Consider the following 18,607-nt stretch of genomic DNA (forward strand, 5'->3'; position numbering starts at 1 on the left):
TTCCTTTGGATTATGTCGTCTATGCATTGAATATTCCGGGGATAAATTGGCATAAAGCTGACTTATTGGCAGCCCGCTTCGATTATATTTATGAATTATCTGTGGCTTCTGCTGCTGAAATCCGGGCTGTTGAGGGGATCGATGCAGATGAAGCCGATAGCATTGTCCGTTTTTTCCGTTCTAATGAAAAATTGGTACGGAAATTGAATACTTTATCCGTTTATCGGATGCAGGAGAAATCGGTAGATAATTTAATCGCCGGTATCGAAAAATCGAAAACGGCCGGTTTTCCCGCTTTATTGAATGCTTTGGGAATCCGGTATATCGGAGAGACTGCCTCCCGTAATCTGGCTAAAAGTTTCCGGGAACTGACCAGGCTGATGGAAGCCGATTTTGAGCAATTGACCGAAGTAGAAGATATCGGTGAACAGATGGCTAATAGTATTTTGCGCTATTTTGGTAAAGAAGAAAACAGACAATTGGTGAAACGTCTGATCGATTATGGCGTAGAAGCAGAAATAGGAGAAACGGAAACAGGAAACGATAGCCTGACAGGGCAAACATTTGTGATTACCGGTACACTGACCCGGCCCCGCGAATACTTCAAAGAGTTGATTTTGAATGCAGGGGGAAAGGTCAGCGATTCTGTTTCAGCCAAGACCGCCTATTTGTTGGCTGGCGAAAATGCCGGTAGTAAATTGAAAAAGGCAGAAAAATTGGGTACCCGGATTATTTCTGAAGAAGAATTTTACGAATTACTGAAATAATAGGGAATACCCTGCTGCATCAACGAAGTAATAAACGAGGATATGACAAAAAACGATAACAAAAAATTGAAAGAAATAATAGACTTAGCTTGTGAAGAGGCAAAGCGTTTGGGGAATACGAAGGTTTCACCCGAACATTTGTTTCTGGGGATGTTGCGGATGGATCAGGCCAGGGCTATCGATGTTCTGATCGCTTTGGGAGTGGATTTTTATGAGGTGAAAGCAAAAATCGAACAGAAACTGAATAAGCAAAGGGATAAGAGTGAAGAGATGCCCGATGAGCTGGATCTTACCCTGGCTGCCAACAGTATTGTTAAACGGGTCATCGAGGAGGCCTGGAAGCTGGGGGATGAGGAAGTAGAGTCGGAACATCTGATGTTGGCCATGTTGAGAAATCAGGCAGGGTTTGTCACAAAATTGTTTAATTCTATGGGAGTAGATTACGAGAAGTTTAAAGAACAACTGCTGAAGGAGAAAACCCGTATGCAATCCGATTATGGAGAAGAATCCGATGAAGACGAGGATGCAGGTGACGAAGAATCGATGTACAATCCCTATCGTCAGAACGGGCCTGCTAAATCGGATACACCGGTATTGGATAATTTCGGTATAGATATCACGAAAGCTGCCGAAGAAGGTACCCTCGATCCGATCGTAGGGAGAGACCGGGAAATCGAACGATTGGCCCAAATTCTGAGCCGGAGGAAGAAAAATAATCCGGTGTTGATCGGAGAACCGGGGGTCGGTAAATCGGCTATTGCCGAAGGGTTGGCGATCCGTATCATCCGGAAAAAAGTGTCACGGGTATTGTTCGATAAGCGGGTAGTAGCTTTGGATATCGCGTCTATTGTTGCAGGTACGAAATACCGGGGACAATTTGAAGAGCGGATGAAAGCCATTCTGAACGAATTGGCTAAAAACAAAAATATTATCCTTTTTATCGACGAGATTCATACCATTGTAGGAGCCGGAGGGTCGGGAGGTAGCCTGGATGCGGCAAATATGCTGAAACCTGCGCTGTCGAGAGGGGAGATTCAGTGTATCGGGGCGACGACCCTCGACGAATACCGGCAGAATATCGAGAAAGACGGTGCTTTGGAAAGACGCTTCCAGAAAGTATTGGTCGAACCGACTTCTTTCGATGAAACGGTCGAAATCCTGAACAATATCAAATCCCGCTACGAGGATCATCACAACGTCCGTTATACCGATGAGGCGATCAAGGCCTGTGTCAAGCTGACGACGCGTTATATTTCCGACCGGGCGTTGCCTGACAAAGCGATCGATGCGATGGATGAGGCCGGTTCACGGGTACATATCGCCAATATCCATGTGCCTCAGGTTATCGAAGAGTTGGAAAGATCGGTGGAAGAAATCAAGAATAAGAAGAAAGAAGCGGTCAAACAACAGAATTTCGAGGTTGCAGCTGCTTTTCGGGATAAAGAACGCCAATTGCTGGCCCAGCTCGAGCAGGAAAAAGACAACTGGCAGAAAGAATTGAAAGAAAACCGGGTGGTGGTCGATGAAGAGAGTGTGGCCGAAGTAGTGGCAATGATGACCGGAGTACCCGTAAAACGGATCGCTAAGACCGAGGGTATGAAATTGTTGCAGATGCGTGAAGAATTGGCGGATAGTGTCGTCGGACAACAGGAAGCGATTGAAAAGATCGTTAAAGCGATACACCGGAACCGGGCCGGATTGAAAGACCCCAACCGACCGATCGGATCGTTCATTTTCCTGGGGCCTACCGGTGTCGGAAAAACTCAATTGGCCAAAGTATTGGCACAATATCTGTTCGATACGCCTGATTCGCTGATCCGGATCGATATGAGTGAATATATGGAGAAATTTGCTGTTTCCCGGTTAGTCGGGGCACCTCCCGGATACGTAGGATACGAAGAAGGCGGACAGCTGACGGAGAAAGTGAGACGTAAACCTTATTCGGTAGTATTATTGGATGAGATTGAAAAAGCACATCCCGATGTATTCAACATCCTCCTGCAGTTGCTGGATGACGGCCAGTTGACCGATAGTTTGGGGCGGCGCGTCGATTTTAAAAATACGATTGTGATCATGACTTCCAATATCGGAAGCCGGCAATTGAAAGATTTCGGACGTGGTATCGGATTTATGGCTGCCGATAAGACGAATGACAACGATTATGCCAAGAGTGTCGTGCAGAAAGCGTTGAAGAGTGCCTTTTCTCCTGAATTTCTGAATCGTATCGATGATGTGATCGTCTTCAATCCTTTGAGTAAGGAAGATATCCATAAGATCATAGATATAGAACTGAAAGGACTGCTCAAGCGGGTAGGTGAATTGGGATACCACATCCAGGTTTCGGATGCTGCAAAAGAATTCCTGACCGAGAAAGGGTATGATCCTCAATATGGAGCACGTCCGTTGAAACGGGCTATCCAGAAATACCTGGAAGATGAATTAGCCGAAGTGATCATCAAAGGCGACCTTCCCGAAGGCGGTACCCTCTATGTCGACTGCGATAAGGAAAACGATAAGCTGAAGGTAAAAAGTAAAAAGCTAGAGGCTAAAAGCTAGAGGCTAAAAGCTAGAGGCTAAAAGCTAGAAGAGGCTAAAAGCTAGAAGCTAAAGGCGAGAAGGTAACCTTTAGCTTCTTTGCTTTTTTATCTTTTCAGCTTCTCGCTTCTCGCTTTTAGCCTTTAGCTTTTAAGCCTTTTCGCCTTTATTGTTCCTCCGTACAAATATCCACCTGTTTTTCGATGAGCTGATCCAGGGAGATGAAAGATTCGGTTTTAGCAATACCGGGAATATTTTGCAGAGTATTGATCAGGATATCCATCAGATGCTGGTGGCTGTTACACCGGATTTTCAGGAAAAAGGAGTAGTGACCGGTGATGAAATGGCATTCGATTACTTCGGGGATCTTTTCTATTTCTTTGACAACTTTTTTATATTGGGAAGCATTATCCAGAATGACCCCGATGAAAGCACAAATCTTGAATCCCAGTGCGCGTGGCTTTACAATGAATCGTGAACCTTCGATGATGCCGGCATCTTCCATTTTTTTCACTCTTTGGTGAATAGCTGCGCCGGATATACCGCATTCACGGGCAATCTCCAAAAAAGGTACTCTGGCATTTTTTACAAGATAGGATAGAATTTTTCTGTCTATATCATCGATCTGGTATTTCATTGCATTTAGGTATTGATTAGTAAAATGGGATTATCTGAAGTTCAGAATACTATACAATTGTTTGCGTTGTTTGTAATATCTTCTTCCTTCTTCGTTGGTAATGTTTTTGATGACTCCGTCTATCAAATTATTGAATATCGTTGCAAAAGTAAATCCTTCCGGAGGGTAAATATCCGGATTATGAATATCGTTTAGTTTGGCGATATACATCCGGGCGATCATTTCACTTGAAATATCCTTCTTATACATGCCTTGTTCCATGCCTTTCTCGATATTGATTTTAATCTTCTCATAGATAAAATCCGAACGCATTTGCATATGTTCTTCGAAAATATCCGGGAAAGCTTTCGATAACATAATGGTGAACGAAGGAGATACATTGAAAAAACGGTTGTTGATTTCATCACTGACGATCAACATAATATCGATAGCGTTCCACCCTTCGAAATTGTATTCATTGAAGATTTCTTCAAAACATCTCCGTTCATGCTCCAGTATGGCTTTGACAATGTCTTTGCGGTCGGTGAAATTTTCTTTCAGTTCTTCTAAGGTCAGGCCCACCTTTTGCAAGTGTTCTTCGTTGAAATCATTAATTCCGTATTTCGAAATATAGGTTCGTAATTTTTCTGCCAGTTGAAATCTCTGTTCTGTCATTGTTCTGCAAAATTCGGTTTGATGCCGTAAATATAATAAACAAAATGGGATAGCGCCAATTTAAAGTTGTAAATTATTATTTATTCGATCTTTTTTCTTTTAAAATATAGTTGATAATAAGAAAATTGTTTCAATTCTGTTTTTGATAGGATTTCATGGAACGACATACTATTTTAAGGGTTGTTTTTATACCTTTGTACGATCAAGGGTTATGATATCTAATTTGAAAATAAATGAAAAAGGGGATACTGGGATTTTTGTTGATACTGCAGGGAATGGTATCGATGGCTGCTGAGAATAAGACGAAATTGATCGTAGGGATTACAGTCAGTAATTTTTATCCGGAGTGGGTAACTATTTATAAGAACGATTTGGCAGAAGGAGGCTTGAAGAGAATTTGTGGGCAAGGTAGAGAGATGATGGCCGATTACCGGTATCTGTATTCGCAGACCGGAGTGGATCAGGCAACGATTTATACGGGTTTATTGCCATCCGAACATGGGGTGATCGCTCACGATTGGTACGATCGTTTGAGAGGAAAGCGGCAGAATAATGTGATCTCGGATAACTGCCTGATGTTGGGGGAAGATGGAGTCAAAGGGCTTAGTCCTGAAGGCTTACAAGCCTTGACACTCGGATGTGCTATGAAGATGAATAATGTTTTTTCGAAAGTATATAGTGTTGCTGTCAATGGGGAAGAGGCGGTTCTGAGTGGAGGAAGCTGTGCGAATATGGCTATTTGGTTGAGTGAAGAGTCAGGTAAATGGATCTCTTCCGATTATTATGCCGATTCGTTGCCGGGGTGGCTGCAGGCTTATAATGCCAAAATGGAAAGCGATTTTTTTATTCGCCGGGGGTGGATGGCTTTGGGGGATGAGGATGGTAATGCAACCTCCCTGCGTTTGAAGAACAAGATCGGTTTGGGAAATAATTTTTATTACGATTTGGCACAGGCGAAACGGAAATTCGATACCTATCGGATTTTAAAAGCTACTCCTTATGCTAATACCCTGGTGACGGATTTAGCGCTTGAATTACTCAAGACGGAGCAACTCGGGCATGATAACGATGCTGATTTACTGGCACTGAATTTTTCCTGTCTGGACTATATGAACCGGGATTATGGCGTATATTCCCGCGAATTTCAGGATGTCGTGATGCGATTGGACCGGGATGTCGAAAAGCTTTTGAATGAATTGGATAGCCGGGTGGGAAAAGGAAATTATACCGTTTTTCTAACTTTTTCCGAAGCCCGTGAATTGTTGCCGGAAGAATTGGCCAAGATGAGATTGACCTCCGGATATTTCAGTATTTTTAAAGCCGTTGCCTTATTGAAGTCTTTCTTGAACCTGGTATATGGAGAAGGGGAATGGATTTTGGATTATGATGCCGAACAAATTTACCTGGATCGTCAGTTGATCGAACAGAAAAAAATTTCTTTGAAAGAGATGCAGGATAAGATCGCTGATTTTATGATCGAATTCGAGGGGGTCGGACATGTACTGACTGCTTATTCCTTGACTCATAATGCGTCGTCGGCAGGTAAGGAAGTCTTGTTTCAGAATGCTTTTTCTCAGAAACGGAGCGGAGATATTTTGTATTCCCTGGTACCGACCTGGATTCCAACCCTAAAGGAACGGGAAGACAATTATGCGCGCTATAGCAAGAGAAACCGGGTTCCGCTTTATCTGTATGGGGCTGGGGTACCTCAGGACTTACCTCAGGAGTGTCAGATGACCGCTTTGTTACCGATGTTGTGTCGTATACTGGAAGTACCGGTTCCCTATACGGCCGGGAAATAGAAGTTTTTTCATTTGTTTTTAAAGCGGAGTGTTTCCATCAGAGTGACGATGTCTTCCCGTAAATAATCGATGACCGGAGCCAAAGAATCTTTATCGGGGTGCTGGTTGAAATATAAAGCTCCGCGCAGAAAATGACGGGTGGAATCGGTGATGAAAAATTGAGTGGAAGAAGCGGTATTTCCTTCGATATAATAAATGAGTCCGAAAATTTCCCGATTCTTGAAATATTTTTCGTTGATCGATTCGGCCTTTATCGTATGCGTATAGGCCAGATGATGACAGTCTTCGAGATAATGATTCAGGGCGGTATCGTTGTTGATCTCTTTATAGGAGAGATGGAGTTTGGCGTTGTATTGCGGATAAGAAAGATTCATCCACCCTGGTTCTGCCTGCTTATCGGGATCGGCTTCCAATTATCCCAAGCGGGTCTAACCATCGGAAATGAAAGGATAGTAAGGTGATGTAATATTACTGATTTACAGTCTATTAGGAATGAAAGCCAATTTTGGATTGGTTCGTTATTCTTTCCTAAATTGGCGGATTGTTTACCCACTTTTGTCTCGTTTTTGTCCCTCGCTGTATTATCTTTGTATTGCAAGTTAAATGCTTGATAATCAGCAATAAAAGAATATATTGACATCAGAAAAGAAAGGAAATAAAATGGGACGAAAGAAGAAAGAAATCCGTTTGAAGGAGCCTGTGCGCATCCGAGAAAAGAAGATAGCAGGTGGCAACATCAGCCTCTATCTTGACATTTACCAGAAGGGATTGAGGAAGAAAGAAACGTTGAAACTCTATCTTGTGCCAGAAATCAACGCTACTACCAAGTTGCAAAACGCCAATACAAGAAAGTTGGCAGAGCAAATCAAGGCGCAGCGCATTCTTGACATCCAGAGAGAGGGTCTTGTGGATTGGGACAAGGTGAAGAAGTCACGCATGACACTTACCAAGTGGATGGATGACTTTGTGAAGTACAATGCCGAGTTGTCTGAGTCTTCCATGAAGACCAAGCGCAACACTCATGCTCGCATTGACCAATACTTGTTATATATAGGCAAGCCAGAGTTTCTGCTGAAAGATGTGGATAAGGAGTTTTGCAAAGGCTTCATTACTTTTTTGAAGACTTGCACCTACAATGATGGAAAGAAACAACTCAGCACCACCACTTGCCGTATGTTCGTCAACTATTTCGGCTCATCATTGGCAAAGGCAATAAGGGACGGACTGATTGAACAAAATCCATTCTTGCTGTTGGAGGCAAAGGAGAAGCCACAGAAGCGAGTGGCTGAGCGTGAGTTTCTGACGATAGAGGAAATAAAGAAGGTGATGAACACTCCATGCCGTTATGAACTGGTGAAGAAAGCCTTTCTATTCTCCTGTTTCACAGGTCTGTGATATAGCGACATGAAAACCTTGAACTGGAGTGAAATCCATAAGGCTGCTGACGGCAAGACGGAATACATTGACCATATCCAAGTCAAGACCAAGGACAGAGTAACCATCCCCTTGTCGGAAGAAACAAAGAAGTGGATGCCTAAAAGAGAAGAAGGTATAGACAACATCTTCCACAACTTGACAATCACATCTACAACAGTGGAAGTGGTGCTGAAAGAATGGATGGAGGTAGCAGGAATATCCAAGCATATAACCTACCATTGCTCACGGCACACGACAGCATCGTTGGCTATCTCTGCAGGAGCAGACATATCAGCAGTGAAGGATGTTTTGGGACATGGAAGCATAACTTCAACCGAAGTTTATGCAAAAGTGGCTCTTGAAAAGAAGGTAGAGGCGGTCAATCTGTTTAATGGCGTGTTTGATTGAGACATACAGCTGAGTGCGAACAACGGAGAAGTCTTACTTCTTCCCTTTTGTTGGTAAATTGCCGTCAGGCTGTATTCAAAAAACGCTTGTGTTCAAATAAATCTGCAAGACTTATCTGGACACAGGCTTTTTCATGTTCAATTTAATCTTTGATAAAAATGACAACAGGAATAATATACGCTCGTGTCTCCAGTATTGGTGACAGGCAGAGCACGGAAAGACAGGTCAAGGACTTGTCGGAGTATGCAAAGTATAAAGATATCGAAGTCCGTAAAGTCTTTGAAGAGTACATTTCTGACGCAAAGAAGAATGATGAGCGTCCAGTGTTGTGTGAGGCAATGGAATACTGCAAAACAAACCGCATTGGGATCCTACTTGTCAGCGAACTGTCAAGATTGGGGCGTAATGCGTTTGAGGTTCTTGCCTCTGTCAAGGAACTCATTGACTGTGGTATTAACCTCTACATACAAAAGGAACAACTTATATTATTGGACGATGATGGACATCCGTCCCTCTTCGCCCCAATAATGATAGCCACGCTTTCTACCTGTGCGCAATTGGAACGTGAAAATATCTCGTTCCGTTTGCAATCAGGCAGAAAGCGGTATATAGAGAAAGACGGAAAACTTGGTCGCAAGGTCGGCTCGGTAAAGACAGTAGAACAGATGAAAACGGAATATAGGGAAGTAATAAATCTGCTCCGCAAAGGATATTCCATAAGGGATGTGGCAAAGTTGAGTGGCAAGGGTATAAGTACGGTTCAAAGAGTGAAGAAACTGTTTACATGAAGTGTACTATGCAGTAGTGACTCACTTACAACCAAATATTTTATGCTAAAAAAGTGAAAAATCTTTGGCAATTTCAGCCAAATTGAATAAATTTGCATTTAAATTAAAATGTTTTACGCTATGGCAAATCTAAACAGGCTAAAAGTAGTGCTTGCAGAACAGCAGTGACTATCACTAGAAAGGCTTGACAGATTTGAGTACGATTAACTAATTCGTTTTACACTCTTAATATAGGTTCACTAATCAACTTTACACTTAATGTTGAGTGAACTAAATCGGTTTACATTTAGCCTTCATTGAACTGAATGGCTTTACAGTAATTTAGACTTAGGACCAAGAACGCCTATCTCCGATATGAACGCAAATTTAATAGCTTAGCCTTGAAACTATAAATAGTTCAAGAAAAAAATATATCTTTGCAGTCATAAGCCGAAGAGGAAACGTGCTCTGCTGAGGAGCAACCCGCCAGCAATAGGCTTAGCACTACACTGAAAGTAGAGTCAGACGAGGTTGCTTTATAGGTGATCTCGTCATTTTATTTTCAGGAAGTGCATATGGCTAAGAAAACCTATTCCATAGGACTGGGCAGTTTTGCCTCCCAGGGATTTCTCCAACATCTTTTTTGAGGACCTTCCTGCAAATGTGCAACCTCTGGCGTTTGCATGCCTATACTTCTATGGGGTCGTTCCGTATTGTAAAACAGGATAGTGTAGCAGTAAAATATCTAAATATTTATGGCATAAAGATTTGGGGTAAACAAAAAGATCTAACTTTGTACTCCGAGAATGGGAGTGAGTGTGCTTTCAACAGATAGTCAAAATAGCGGTCATAAACCAGTCTGTTTGCTGCTACATTTCTGCTACACAGACTATCAGTACAAAAGGTAAATATTTAGATAACAGCGATAAGGAAATACCGTGGATTAGTCCTAGCTGGTCCACGCTACGTACTCTGGACAAGAGTAAAACAAGAAAAGATTGAATCAGACAATCGCCGTAACTTCAACGAGTTACGGCGATTGTTCGTTTGTACGGCTGCTCGTTGTGGAGCACATACAGATATTGTATCTCTTTGAACAAACAAGAAAAGGCATCCGTATGACGCGTATTCGTCTCAAAAGAGAAAGAGAGACGCTTGATGCGGCCGGTTTTGCTTGGTCTAACCCGATGTATGAGGCAAGGACTTTGCTATAAATACCAAGAAATAGGTATTGCGGGATCAAATAACTTCAATCAAATTTGCGTAAAATTTAATAAATGATTTAAAACCGACTTATCTGCTTGAAGGCAAACAATATTTGGGTGCCATCGTTGAGGCTTGGAGTTCTCAGTGATGAGAAAGCATCATAGGTCTAATAAATTTACTATGCATTATATAAGAAGAATGCTGCTTCTGCTTCTCGCACTGACACCCTTAGGCGTGTGTGCCCAGACGCAACAAAGCACAAAAACAGAGAGAAGAAGTGCGATGACCGATTCGGTGTACAGGTTGACAGAGGTGGTGGTGCGATCCAATCAGATGTTGGGTAGCAAGTTTGAGGTCCGCAACCGTACGGGGGCGGCTTATTATATCTCTCCGGAGGAACTAGGAAAGTTTGGTTATACCGACATCAACCGTATGCTCAAGAGCGTGCCGGGAGTGAACGTGTATGAAGAAGACGGTTTCGGATTGCGGCCGAACATCAGCCTGCGTGGTACGAAAGCCGAGCGATGCGAGCGTATCTCACTCATGGAGGACGGAGTGTTGGCTGCTCCGGCGCCTTATGCCGCTCCCGCGGCCTATTATTTCCCCAATGCCGGGCGCATGTATGCCATCGAGGTGCTGAAGGGGAGCAGTCAGGTGCAATACGGTCCGTTTACCACCGGTGGCGCTATTAATATGGTGTCGACGCCCATTCCCTCGAGATTCACCGCCAAGTTGAACACCTCTTACGGCAGCTACAACACGCTCAAGTCGTATGCAAGCATAGGCAACCGCTTTAAATATACGGGCTTTCTGGTGGAATATCTGCGCTATCAGTCGGATGGTTTCCGCAAGGATGAGCCGAACGAGCGCACGGGATTCAAGCGCAACGACCTGATAACAAAGTTCTCGGCACAGACCAATAGGGATGAAGGACTCAACCATTTGTTCGAACTGAAGTTTGGGTTTGCGAATGAGACTTCTGACGAGACTTATCTGGGATTATCGGAAAGCGATTTCGCCATGCGTCCCTACTTCCGCTATGCTGGTGCGCAGAAAGATAATTTAAAGACCCGTCATACCCAATGGGTGGCTACCTATCTGATAAAGGCTGGCAGCAAATTTAAGATAACCACAAACTTATATTATAACTATTTCTTCCGCAACTGGTATAAACTGAACGAGGTGAGGGCAGGCATTACCAAGGCCGAACGCCGTTCGATCGATGCCGTGCTGGCTGATCCGGAGACCAATCGAGACTATTTCGATATTGTTACGGGCAAGAAAGACTACATCGGCGAGGCGCTGATGCTGCGCGCCAATCATCGTGTGTACCGCTCGCGAGGCATACAGTCGAAGGGTGAGTATCGTATGATGCTGGGCGGTGGCTATCTCACCGCGGAGCTGGGCGTGCGCTATCATGCCGACAGTGAGGACCGATTCCAGCAAGACGATGCTTATGCGATACAAGGCGGGCGTATGAGTCTTTTCTTGGCGGGACAGCCGGGCGACAATGCCAACCGCATTACCACGGCTCATGCCTGGTCGGGCTATTGGCTGGGAAAATGGTCGAAAGGCATTCTCACGCTCACAGTCGGTATGCGCTATGAGGATGTGGAACTGCTGAATCGCAATTATACCAAGGCCGATCCGCGTCGTACGGGCAAGGTGCGCATTGAGACACCCAACCACGCACATGCTTTGTTGCCGGGATTAGGATTCAATGTGAAGATACTGCCTGTCCTTTCGGCTTTCGGAGGAATTCACAAGGGGTTCGCACCGCCCAGCGCCGTGCTCAACCAAAAACCTGAAAGCAGTGTGAATGTGGAAGCCGGACTGCGCCTGACGACGCAAAAGATGAAGTTCGAGGCCATCGTCTTTAACAATAACTATTCCAATATGCTGGGAAGCGACTTGGCCGCACAGGGCGGACAAGGCACGCTCGACCAGTTCAATGTAGGTAAGGCTACGGTAAACGGCTTGGAACTAATGTTCCATTACCTGCCGCTACCCAGGCATTTCGCCGTCCAGCTGCCCATTCAGCTTTCCTACACATACACCAATACCGAGATGAAGAAAGATTTCATAAGTTCGGCTTGGGGAAATGTGGTTTATGGCGACGAGATACCTTATATATATAAGCACGCTTTCAATGCTCAGATAGGCATCGAGCATAAATGGGTGGAAGCAAACTTCGGAGCACGCTATAATGGTGATATGCGCACCACGCCGGGACATGGAAAGATTGCCGAGCGTGAGAAGATTCCCGCCCATCTGATTTTGGACGCTTCGATAAAAGGGCATATCAATAAGAATATCACCATCACACTGAATGCCATCAACTTGGCCAATAAGAAATATTTGGTATCACGCCATCCCGCCGGATTGAGGGCCGGCCATCCTTTTGGCATCTACGGGGGCGTCCAGCTGCATCTGTAAAGCAAAGGCAGATTATAGTCAATAAAGCAAGTAGAATCATCATTGTAAAAAAAGAATGTATAGACTTATAAACATAAAGAAAGCATTGACAACCGTCTTGTTGTTGTTCACGCTTCTCACCGCGGTGGCGCAAACAGCCGGAACCGTTACGGGAACGGTGAGGAACGAGCAGGGCGAAACACTCATCGGAGTGCATGTGCAGGTGTTGGGAACCAAGGCAAAGGCCGTGTCTGATGTAAACGGAAACTTCACCATCAAGGCTGTGCCGGGACAGACATTACAGGTAAGTTACATCGGCATGCTCACACAACGGGTGAAAGTCGGTGGGCAGCCATTGAATATCGTGCTGAAAGACGACAGTCGGCAAATAGACGAAGTCGTGGTAACAGGCTATCAGAACATCCGTAACCGGGTATACACCGGCGCTGCCACATCGGTAAAGATGGATGACATCAAGCTTGAGGGTGTCGCCGATGTATCACGAATGCTCGAAGGACGCGTGCCCGGCCTGTCGATACAGAACATATCGGGTACATTCGGATCGGCGCCTCGTATCAATATCCGGGGTGGCGCCTCTATCATCGGCAATGTGCAGCCGCTGTGGGTTATCGACGGTGCGGTGTATGAAGACCTTGTACACCTCAGTCTCGACCAACTGGCATCGGGCGATGCCGTGACACTCATCAGCTCGGCCGTATCGGGACTTAACCCGGCCGACATACAGGACATACAGGTGTTGAAAGATGCTTCGGCCACATCGGTGTACGGTGCTCGGGCTTTGAACGGCGTGATTGTGATTACCACCAAGTCGGGTAGGAGGGAATCTCCCCTGCGGGTAACTTACTCCACGGAGAATACCGTGCGCCTGAAACCTCGTTATAGCGAATTCGACTTGCTCAATTCGCAGGAAACGATGTCGCTCTATCAGGAGATGAACGACAAGGGCTATTTCGGTATCAGCAATTCACTTTACGGAAGACGCAGCGGAATCTATTATCAATTATACAAGGGAGTGAGTACCGTCAATCCGGCAACGGGCACCTATTACCTACCCAATACGCCCGAGGCAAGGATGGATTTCCTGCGCAAACACGAATATGCCAACACCGACTGGTTTGATCTTCTCTTTACGATGAAGCCCATCACTAATCATGTGATAACGCTTTCGGGCGGTGGCAAGAACACGGCTACCTATGCGTCGATAGGTTTCTATTACGATGCGGGATGGACCGTTACCGACAAGGTGCGCCGACTTACGGCCAATGTGAAGAATACCTTTTATATAAACGATAAGCTCACGGCTATGCTCACGGCACAGGGTAACATCCGTTCGCAGAAGGCACCGGGCACGATGCCGCAGCGCAAGAACAACACGCTTGGAGTATTTGAGCGCGATTTCGACATCAATCCATTCACGTATGCTCTCGGAACAAGTCGCACTCTGCGCCCCTATAATGAAGACGGGAGTCTTGAGTACTACCGCAATAACTGGGCGCCATTCAACATCTTCAACGAATATGCCAATAACAAGATGAACATAGATGTGCTGGATTTCAAGATACAGGGTGAAGCTACTTATAGGCTGAACGACGACATCGCTATCAAAACCCTGCTGTCTACGCGACAAGCATATACCAGTACGACCCACAAAGTACATGAAGCCTCGAATATAGTACAGGCTTTCAGAGCCAATGAAAATCCGTTTGTCGCTCAGCAGAACATCTATCTGGTGCACGATAAAGACAATCCGCAGCTCCAACCCAAGGTCGGGCTGACCCATGGAGGTATACTAAACAAGACGGAAGCCTCGCTGAAAAGCGTCTTGGCTCGCATCGCCCTTGATTTCGATAAGCGTATGGGCGAGCATGATTTAAAGGCTTTTGCCTTTACCGAGGTACGATCGGCTGTGCGCACGGTCAATCCTTTCCAAGGTTATGGCATTCAGTACGACAGGGGAAATCAAGTCTACACCAATCCATTGATATTCAGCAAACTGATAGGCGAGGGTAACGATTATTTCAATCTGCACAAGAGAAACGACCGGGGGGTTACTTTCTCGTTTAATGGAACCTACGGCTATGCGGGTAAATATGTCTTCAATATGGTGTTCAACAGCGAAGGCTCCAATACTTCTGGCAAAGGAGCGCGTGCGTTGTGGTTGCCCACATGGAATGTGGGAGCCAAATGGAACATCGACCAGGAGGCCTTTATGAAAGACAATAAGACGATTTCCAGACTGGCTTTGCGCGTCAGTTACGGCCTCACGGCCAAAATGAACGAAGAGGCCATCAATGCTAATTCCATTTACAAAAGCGGCATTGTGAATCGCCATAACTTCAACGATAGGGAGAATAAATTCAATATCCTGCATTTGGAAAACAGAGACCTGACATGGGAAAAAATGTATGAGCTGAATATCGGTGCGGAACTGGGACTGTTCAATAACCGCATCAGCACGACATTGGATGTGTATCAGCGTAACACTTTCGACCTGATAGACCTTGTGCGCACCTCTGGCGTGGGCGGTCAATATTATAAATATGCCAACTTCGGCGACATGCGCACGCGAGGCGTAGAGTTGGGGCTACATACCAAAAATATCGTAACGGACGGCTTCAGTTGGAGTACTAGCCTCACATTGAGTGCAATGGATCAAAAGATTACGCGCCTGCAGAACACGCCGAATGCTTTTGATATGGTGGCGGGAAGAGGTCGTGGAAACATCGTGGGCTATCCGAGAGGTTCGCTCTTCTCGTTTAATTTCCAAGGTCTGAACAACAACGGACTGCCCACATTCGACTTCGGGCTTTATCCATCCAGCCAAGGAGAATACTCAAATATTGCTGGAGCTGACTTCCTCGATGCGCAGTATGTCAAGTCATATCTGCTGTATCACGGACCGATAGAGCCGCAAGTGATAGGTGGCTTGTCCAACACATTTAAATATAAAGATTGGGAATTCTCGTTCTTCATAACGATGCAGGCAGGCAATAAGATTCGTCTGAACCCTACATTCGACCCCGAGTTCGGCGACTTGAATGTCTTCTCCAAATCTTATTACAACCGTTGGCTCAATCCGGGCGATGAGTTCAAGACCGATGTTCCCGCGCTTCCTTCTCAGGAACTGATTGCAAAAGTAGGTAAGGAGAATATCGAGCGTGCCTATAACACATATAATTACTCGCAGCAGATGGTGGCCGACGGAAGTTTTGTGCGGATGAAGAATATCTCGTTGGGATATAACATGCCTGATAAATTTCTGAAAAAGGTGAGGCTGCACGCAGCAAACCTACGCCTGAATATCACCAATCCGTTCCTGATCTATTCAGATAAGAAGCTCAAAGGACAGGATCCGGAGTATTATAAGTCGGGTGGGGTGTCGCTTCCTACGCCTAAACAGTATACTGTAACATTGAACATAGGTTTTTAACAAGAAGAAATATGAAAAGAAATATATCATTGTTGCTATTTGCGACAGCAGCTTGGCTATTCGTCGGCTGTAACAACTTCCTGGATAAAAGTCCCGATTCAGAACTGAATGTTGATATTGACTCCGAGGAAAAGATTGCGGAACTGCTTACAGGAGCTTATCCCGAGGCAAGCTATATCCCCTTTCTGGAGCCTCGCACCGATAATGTGGAAGAGCGTGTCAACGGTGTTCATTCGCGCCTGAATGAGTCCATGTTCTTTTGGGGAGACTACGATCAGGAAGACCTCGATACGCCTTTGAACTATTGGAATGCCTGCTATAAGGGCATCGCACAGGCCAATAAGGCTTTGGAACTACTGAGTCGCTATCCCAAGAGCGAACGTGTAAAGGCCTTGTATGGAGAGGCCTTCCTGTTGCGAGCTTACCTGCACTTTATGTTGGTCAACATCTGGTCGGAACCTTATGGGGGAAAAACGACCAATCCGGGCATTCCTTATATTACGAAACCTGAGAAAAATGCTTTGGTAGACTATCAGCGAGGTACGGTGAACGAAGTCTATGCCCAAATCGAAAAGGATTTGAAATTGGGCATATCCTTAGTTTCAGACATCTATTATAAGCATCCTAAGTTTCATTTCAATAAGAAAGCAGCCTATGCCTTTGCCTCTCGCTTCTACCTGATGAAGGGAGAATGGAAAGAGGTCATTGCATATGCGGACTATGTTCTTGGCGGAGATCCCAAGACACAGCTCCGCCCTTGGCGGCAATATGCCGACGTATTCGAGTTCAACCACAGAAGTCTCTATCGCAGATATGCCGCTGCGAGCGAGCCGGCGAACTTGTTGCTGACCACTACAGAGTCGCGTCTGGCACGTACTACGCCCAGCGAGAAATATGGTTCCACATTCAATACGGTAGACAAGATTTTTGCTCAAAAGGGCATTGAGGGCGGGGGAGATTATGCAAAGATGAACTTCATAGGTACCTATATCTTCACTTCGTCAACCGCTCCTGTTACTACCGGTCGCTATTTGGCCAAGTTCGACGAGTTTTCTACCTCCGAAAGCATCGGCACAAAGCCCCGTGGACTTTATGTAACGAATGTGCTCTTCACCGTCGACGAGGTGCTCTTAAACCGGATGGAAGCCTATGCCATGTTGAAGAATTACAGCCATGCCATCGACGATTTACTGCAATATATGCAGGGAAAGTTCGGGTTTATGCCCTCCGTAGACCGTGCCGTGTATACATCTACAAACAGCGACAATTATAATATCTATACTCCTTTCTACGGGTTGACACTAAAACAGCTGGCCATGGTGAAACTCTTCCTTGATTTCCGGCAGAAAGAATTCTATCAGGAGGGTCTGCGTTGGTTCGACATACGGCGTTTCCATTTGGCCGTAAAACGCTCGTCGAAGAGTTCCTACTACTTCCCGCTGGAAAAAGAAGACCCCAGAAAAGTGCTCCAGATACCAACCGAAGCCATTCAAAGAGGTCTTGCCGCCAATCCGCGCGAGCGCCAGGAACCAATCCGATAAATCCTATCAACATCCAAACAGATAAAGTAAGACAATGAAAATAAAGATAAGAAAGACAACTCTTCTGCTCCTCACGGCACTCACTCTCACAGGATGCGACGAAGAGAAACTGAGCGACAGAAGCGTGATTGACGACGGTAAGCAGCAGATAGAAACCACGCAGCTGGATAATTGGATACTCGACAATATCACCAAACCCTACGGCATTGAGGTAATCTATCGCTGGGAAAAGAATACCGGCTCTACGGGTACATTCATTTATCCACCCAAATTAGAGAATGTGCGTGCGATACTCGAGGCTGTGAGAGAATTAGGTTTAGAGACCTATCGACTGAAAGAAGTGGGAGGAGCAGACTTCCTGCTCGGTCGTCTGCCCATCAAGCTGTATCTCTATGGCGGTGGAAATCCCGATGAGAACGGGGTGGAGCGCCTCAATAATCCGCAGCTCACGGCAGCGGAGATGTGCCTGTACAATGTGAACGACTTCAATCCGGGCGATGCCGACAAGATGTTCGTACTCATGCGCAGCGTACACCATCAACTGGCCAAGCGTCTTATGCAGCTCATCGCTTACGACCGTGATAAATTTTTCACCATCAGCGGGCATCGTTATACGGGTTCTACCGAGTTGATAGCAGCCCAGTTGGGCTATGCCTCTACTGGAAAAGAGAAGTTCGGACTGGATGCTTATGCCAATAAGCGAGGATTCTATACAATGCTCTCGTTCCTTTCGGCTGAAGACGACTTTGCTGAAATCATCAGCGCCACGCTCACCAGTACGCCTAAAGAGGTGTATGACGCTACCGTTACGGCAAAGACGCCTGATACGGATGTCGACCCGGAAGTGAATGCGCGTTATGCCAAAGAGGCAGAACAGGCTTATAAGGAATTTACGGAAAAACAAGCCTTCGTCAATGAATATGTGCAGAAAAGCTGGCATATCAATCTCAAGCAGATGCAAGTGATCAGTGTTCGCAGAATCAATGCCTATATAAAACAACATTAAGA

Annotated in this window: 12 protein-coding genes and 1 pseudogene; 10 read left to right on the top strand and 3 right to left on the bottom strand. The window is 45.4% G+C overall.

The features are described 5' to 3' along the window. Positions 1 to 26 precede the first annotated feature (26 nt). Both ODOSP_RS20500 and ODOSP_RS00975 read left to right on the top strand, forming a co-directional pair. Positions 27 to 767, top strand: a pseudogene (locus ODOSP_RS20500) (helix-hairpin-helix domain-containing protein); the annotation flags it as partial. Positions 768 to 809: 42 nt separating this feature from the next. Beyond that, the gene (locus ODOSP_RS00975) at positions 810 to 3,323 is read left to right on the top strand and encodes an ATP-dependent Clp protease ATP-binding subunit (RefSeq protein WP_013610554.1); all 2,514 of its coding nucleotides are present in this window, start codon (positions 810 to 812) and stop codon (positions 3,321 to 3,323) included. Between the two features lie 145 nt (positions 3,324 to 3,468). On the opposite strand, the gene ODOSP_RS00980 is transcribed toward ODOSP_RS00975, so the two are convergent. Together ODOSP_RS00980 and ODOSP_RS00985 are read right to left on the bottom strand one after the other, a co-directional pair. Beyond that, a complete protein-coding gene (locus tag ODOSP_RS00980) occupies positions 3,469 to 3,939 on the bottom strand; it encodes an Lrp/AsnC ligand binding domain-containing protein (RefSeq protein ID WP_013610555.1) in 471 nt (156 codons plus the stop codon). Positions 3,940 to 3,969: 30 nt separating this feature from the next. Then, positions 3,970 to 4,593 carry a hypothetical protein gene (locus tag ODOSP_RS00985; protein WP_013610556.1) on the bottom strand — a complete coding sequence of 208 codons (624 nt, stop codon included), beginning with the start codon at positions 4,591 to 4,593 and terminating at the stop codon, positions 3,970 to 3,972. 233 nt (positions 4,594 to 4,826) lie between these two features. Between ODOSP_RS00985 and ODOSP_RS00990 the strand changes: the two genes are divergently transcribed. Beyond that, positions 4,827 to 6,395, top strand: coding sequence for an alkaline phosphatase family protein (locus tag ODOSP_RS00990; protein WP_013610557.1), 1,569 nt, complete (start codon positions 4,827 to 4,829; stop codon positions 6,393 to 6,395). An 8-nt stretch (positions 6,396 to 6,403) separates the two neighbouring features. Here the strand turns inward: ODOSP_RS00990 and gldD are convergent, their stop codons facing one another. Further along, a complete protein-coding gene (gene gldD, locus ODOSP_RS00995; protein ID WP_449581270.1) occupies positions 6,404 to 6,808 on the bottom strand; it encodes a gliding motility lipoprotein GldD in 405 nt (134 codons plus the stop codon). Positions 6,809 to 7,055: 247 nt separating this feature from the next. Here gldD and ODOSP_RS20060 point away from each other — a divergent pair, with 247 nt between their 5' ends. The 7 genes from ODOSP_RS20060 (at position 7,056) to ODOSP_RS01025 (ending at position 18,605) form a co-directional block, all read left to right on the top strand. Beyond that, entirely contained in the window at positions 7,056 to 7,790 is a 735-nt protein-coding gene (locus ODOSP_RS20060; protein ID WP_228026197.1) for a phage integrase SAM-like domain-containing protein, read from the top strand. Positions 7,791 to 7,799: 9 nt separating this feature from the next. Next, positions 7,800 to 8,219, top strand: coding sequence for a site-specific integrase (locus tag ODOSP_RS20065; RefSeq protein ID WP_228026196.1), 420 nt, complete (start codon positions 7,800 to 7,802; stop codon positions 8,217 to 8,219). Positions 8,220 to 8,377: 158 nt separating this feature from the next. After that, the gene (locus ODOSP_RS01005; RefSeq protein WP_013610558.1) at positions 8,378 to 9,007 is read left to right on the top strand and encodes a recombinase family protein; all 630 of its coding nucleotides are present in this window, start codon (positions 8,378 to 8,380) and stop codon (positions 9,005 to 9,007) included. 1,365 nt (positions 9,008 to 10,372) lie between these two features. After that, entirely contained in the window at positions 10,373 to 12,628 is a 2,256-nt protein-coding gene (locus ODOSP_RS01010; RefSeq protein ID WP_013610559.1) for a TonB-dependent receptor family protein, read from the top strand. A 55-nt stretch (positions 12,629 to 12,683) separates the two neighbouring features. Further along, positions 12,684 to 16,058, top strand: a complete 3,375-nt coding sequence (locus tag ODOSP_RS01015) for a SusC/RagA family TonB-linked outer membrane protein (protein ID WP_013610560.1) — start codon at positions 12,684 to 12,686, stop codon at positions 16,056 to 16,058. Between the two features lie 11 nt (positions 16,059 to 16,069). Continuing rightward, entirely contained in the window at positions 16,070 to 17,599 is a 1,530-nt protein-coding gene (locus ODOSP_RS01020; protein WP_013610561.1) for a RagB/SusD family nutrient uptake outer membrane protein, read from the top strand. 34 nt (positions 17,600 to 17,633) lie between these two features. Continuing rightward, complete coding sequence (locus ODOSP_RS01025) at positions 17,634 to 18,605, top strand: putative zinc-binding metallopeptidase (protein ID WP_008776950.1); 972 nt, start codon at positions 17,634 to 17,636, stop codon at positions 18,603 to 18,605. Positions 18,606 to 18,607 lie beyond the last annotated feature (2 nt).

This window comes from Odoribacter splanchnicus DSM 20712 (genome assembly GCF_000190535.1).
Lineage (GTDB): Bacteria > Bacteroidota > Bacteroidia > Bacteroidales > Marinifilaceae > Odoribacter > Odoribacter splanchnicus.

What these genes read in the sequence shown, in the direction of transcription:
- ODOSP_RS00975 (WP_013610554.1), top strand. Translation starts at nt 810, where the DNA reads ATGACAAAAAACGATAACAAAAAATTGAAAGAAATAATAGACTTAGCT.
- ODOSP_RS00980 (WP_013610555.1), bottom strand. Translation starts at nt 3,939, where the DNA reads ATGAAATACCAGATCGATGATATAGACAGAAAAATTCTATCCTATCTT.
- ODOSP_RS00985 (WP_013610556.1), bottom strand. Translation starts at nt 4,593, where the DNA reads ATGACAGAACAGAGATTTCAACTGGCAGAAAAATTACGAACCTATATT.
- ODOSP_RS00990 (WP_013610557.1), top strand. Translation starts at nt 4,827, where the DNA reads ATGAAAAAGGGGATACTGGGATTTTTGTTGATACTGCAGGGAATGGTA.
- ODOSP_RS20060 (WP_228026197.1), top strand. Translation starts at nt 7,056, where the DNA reads ATGGGACGAAAGAAGAAAGAAATCCGTTTGAAGGAGCCTGTGCGCATC.
- ODOSP_RS20065 (WP_228026196.1), top strand. Translation starts at nt 7,800, where the DNA reads ATGAAAACCTTGAACTGGAGTGAAATCCATAAGGCTGCTGACGGCAAG.
- ODOSP_RS01005 (WP_013610558.1), top strand. Translation starts at nt 8,378, where the DNA reads ATGACAACAGGAATAATATACGCTCGTGTCTCCAGTATTGGTGACAGG.
- ODOSP_RS01010 (WP_013610559.1), top strand. Translation starts at nt 10,373, where the DNA reads ATGCATTATATAAGAAGAATGCTGCTTCTGCTTCTCGCACTGACACCC.
- ODOSP_RS01015 (WP_013610560.1), top strand. Translation starts at nt 12,684, where the DNA reads ATGTATAGACTTATAAACATAAAGAAAGCATTGACAACCGTCTTGTTG.
- ODOSP_RS01020 (WP_013610561.1), top strand. Translation starts at nt 16,070, where the DNA reads ATGAAAAGAAATATATCATTGTTGCTATTTGCGACAGCAGCTTGGCTA.
- ODOSP_RS01025 (WP_008776950.1), top strand. Translation starts at nt 17,634, where the DNA reads ATGAAAATAAAGATAAGAAAGACAACTCTTCTGCTCCTCACGGCACTC.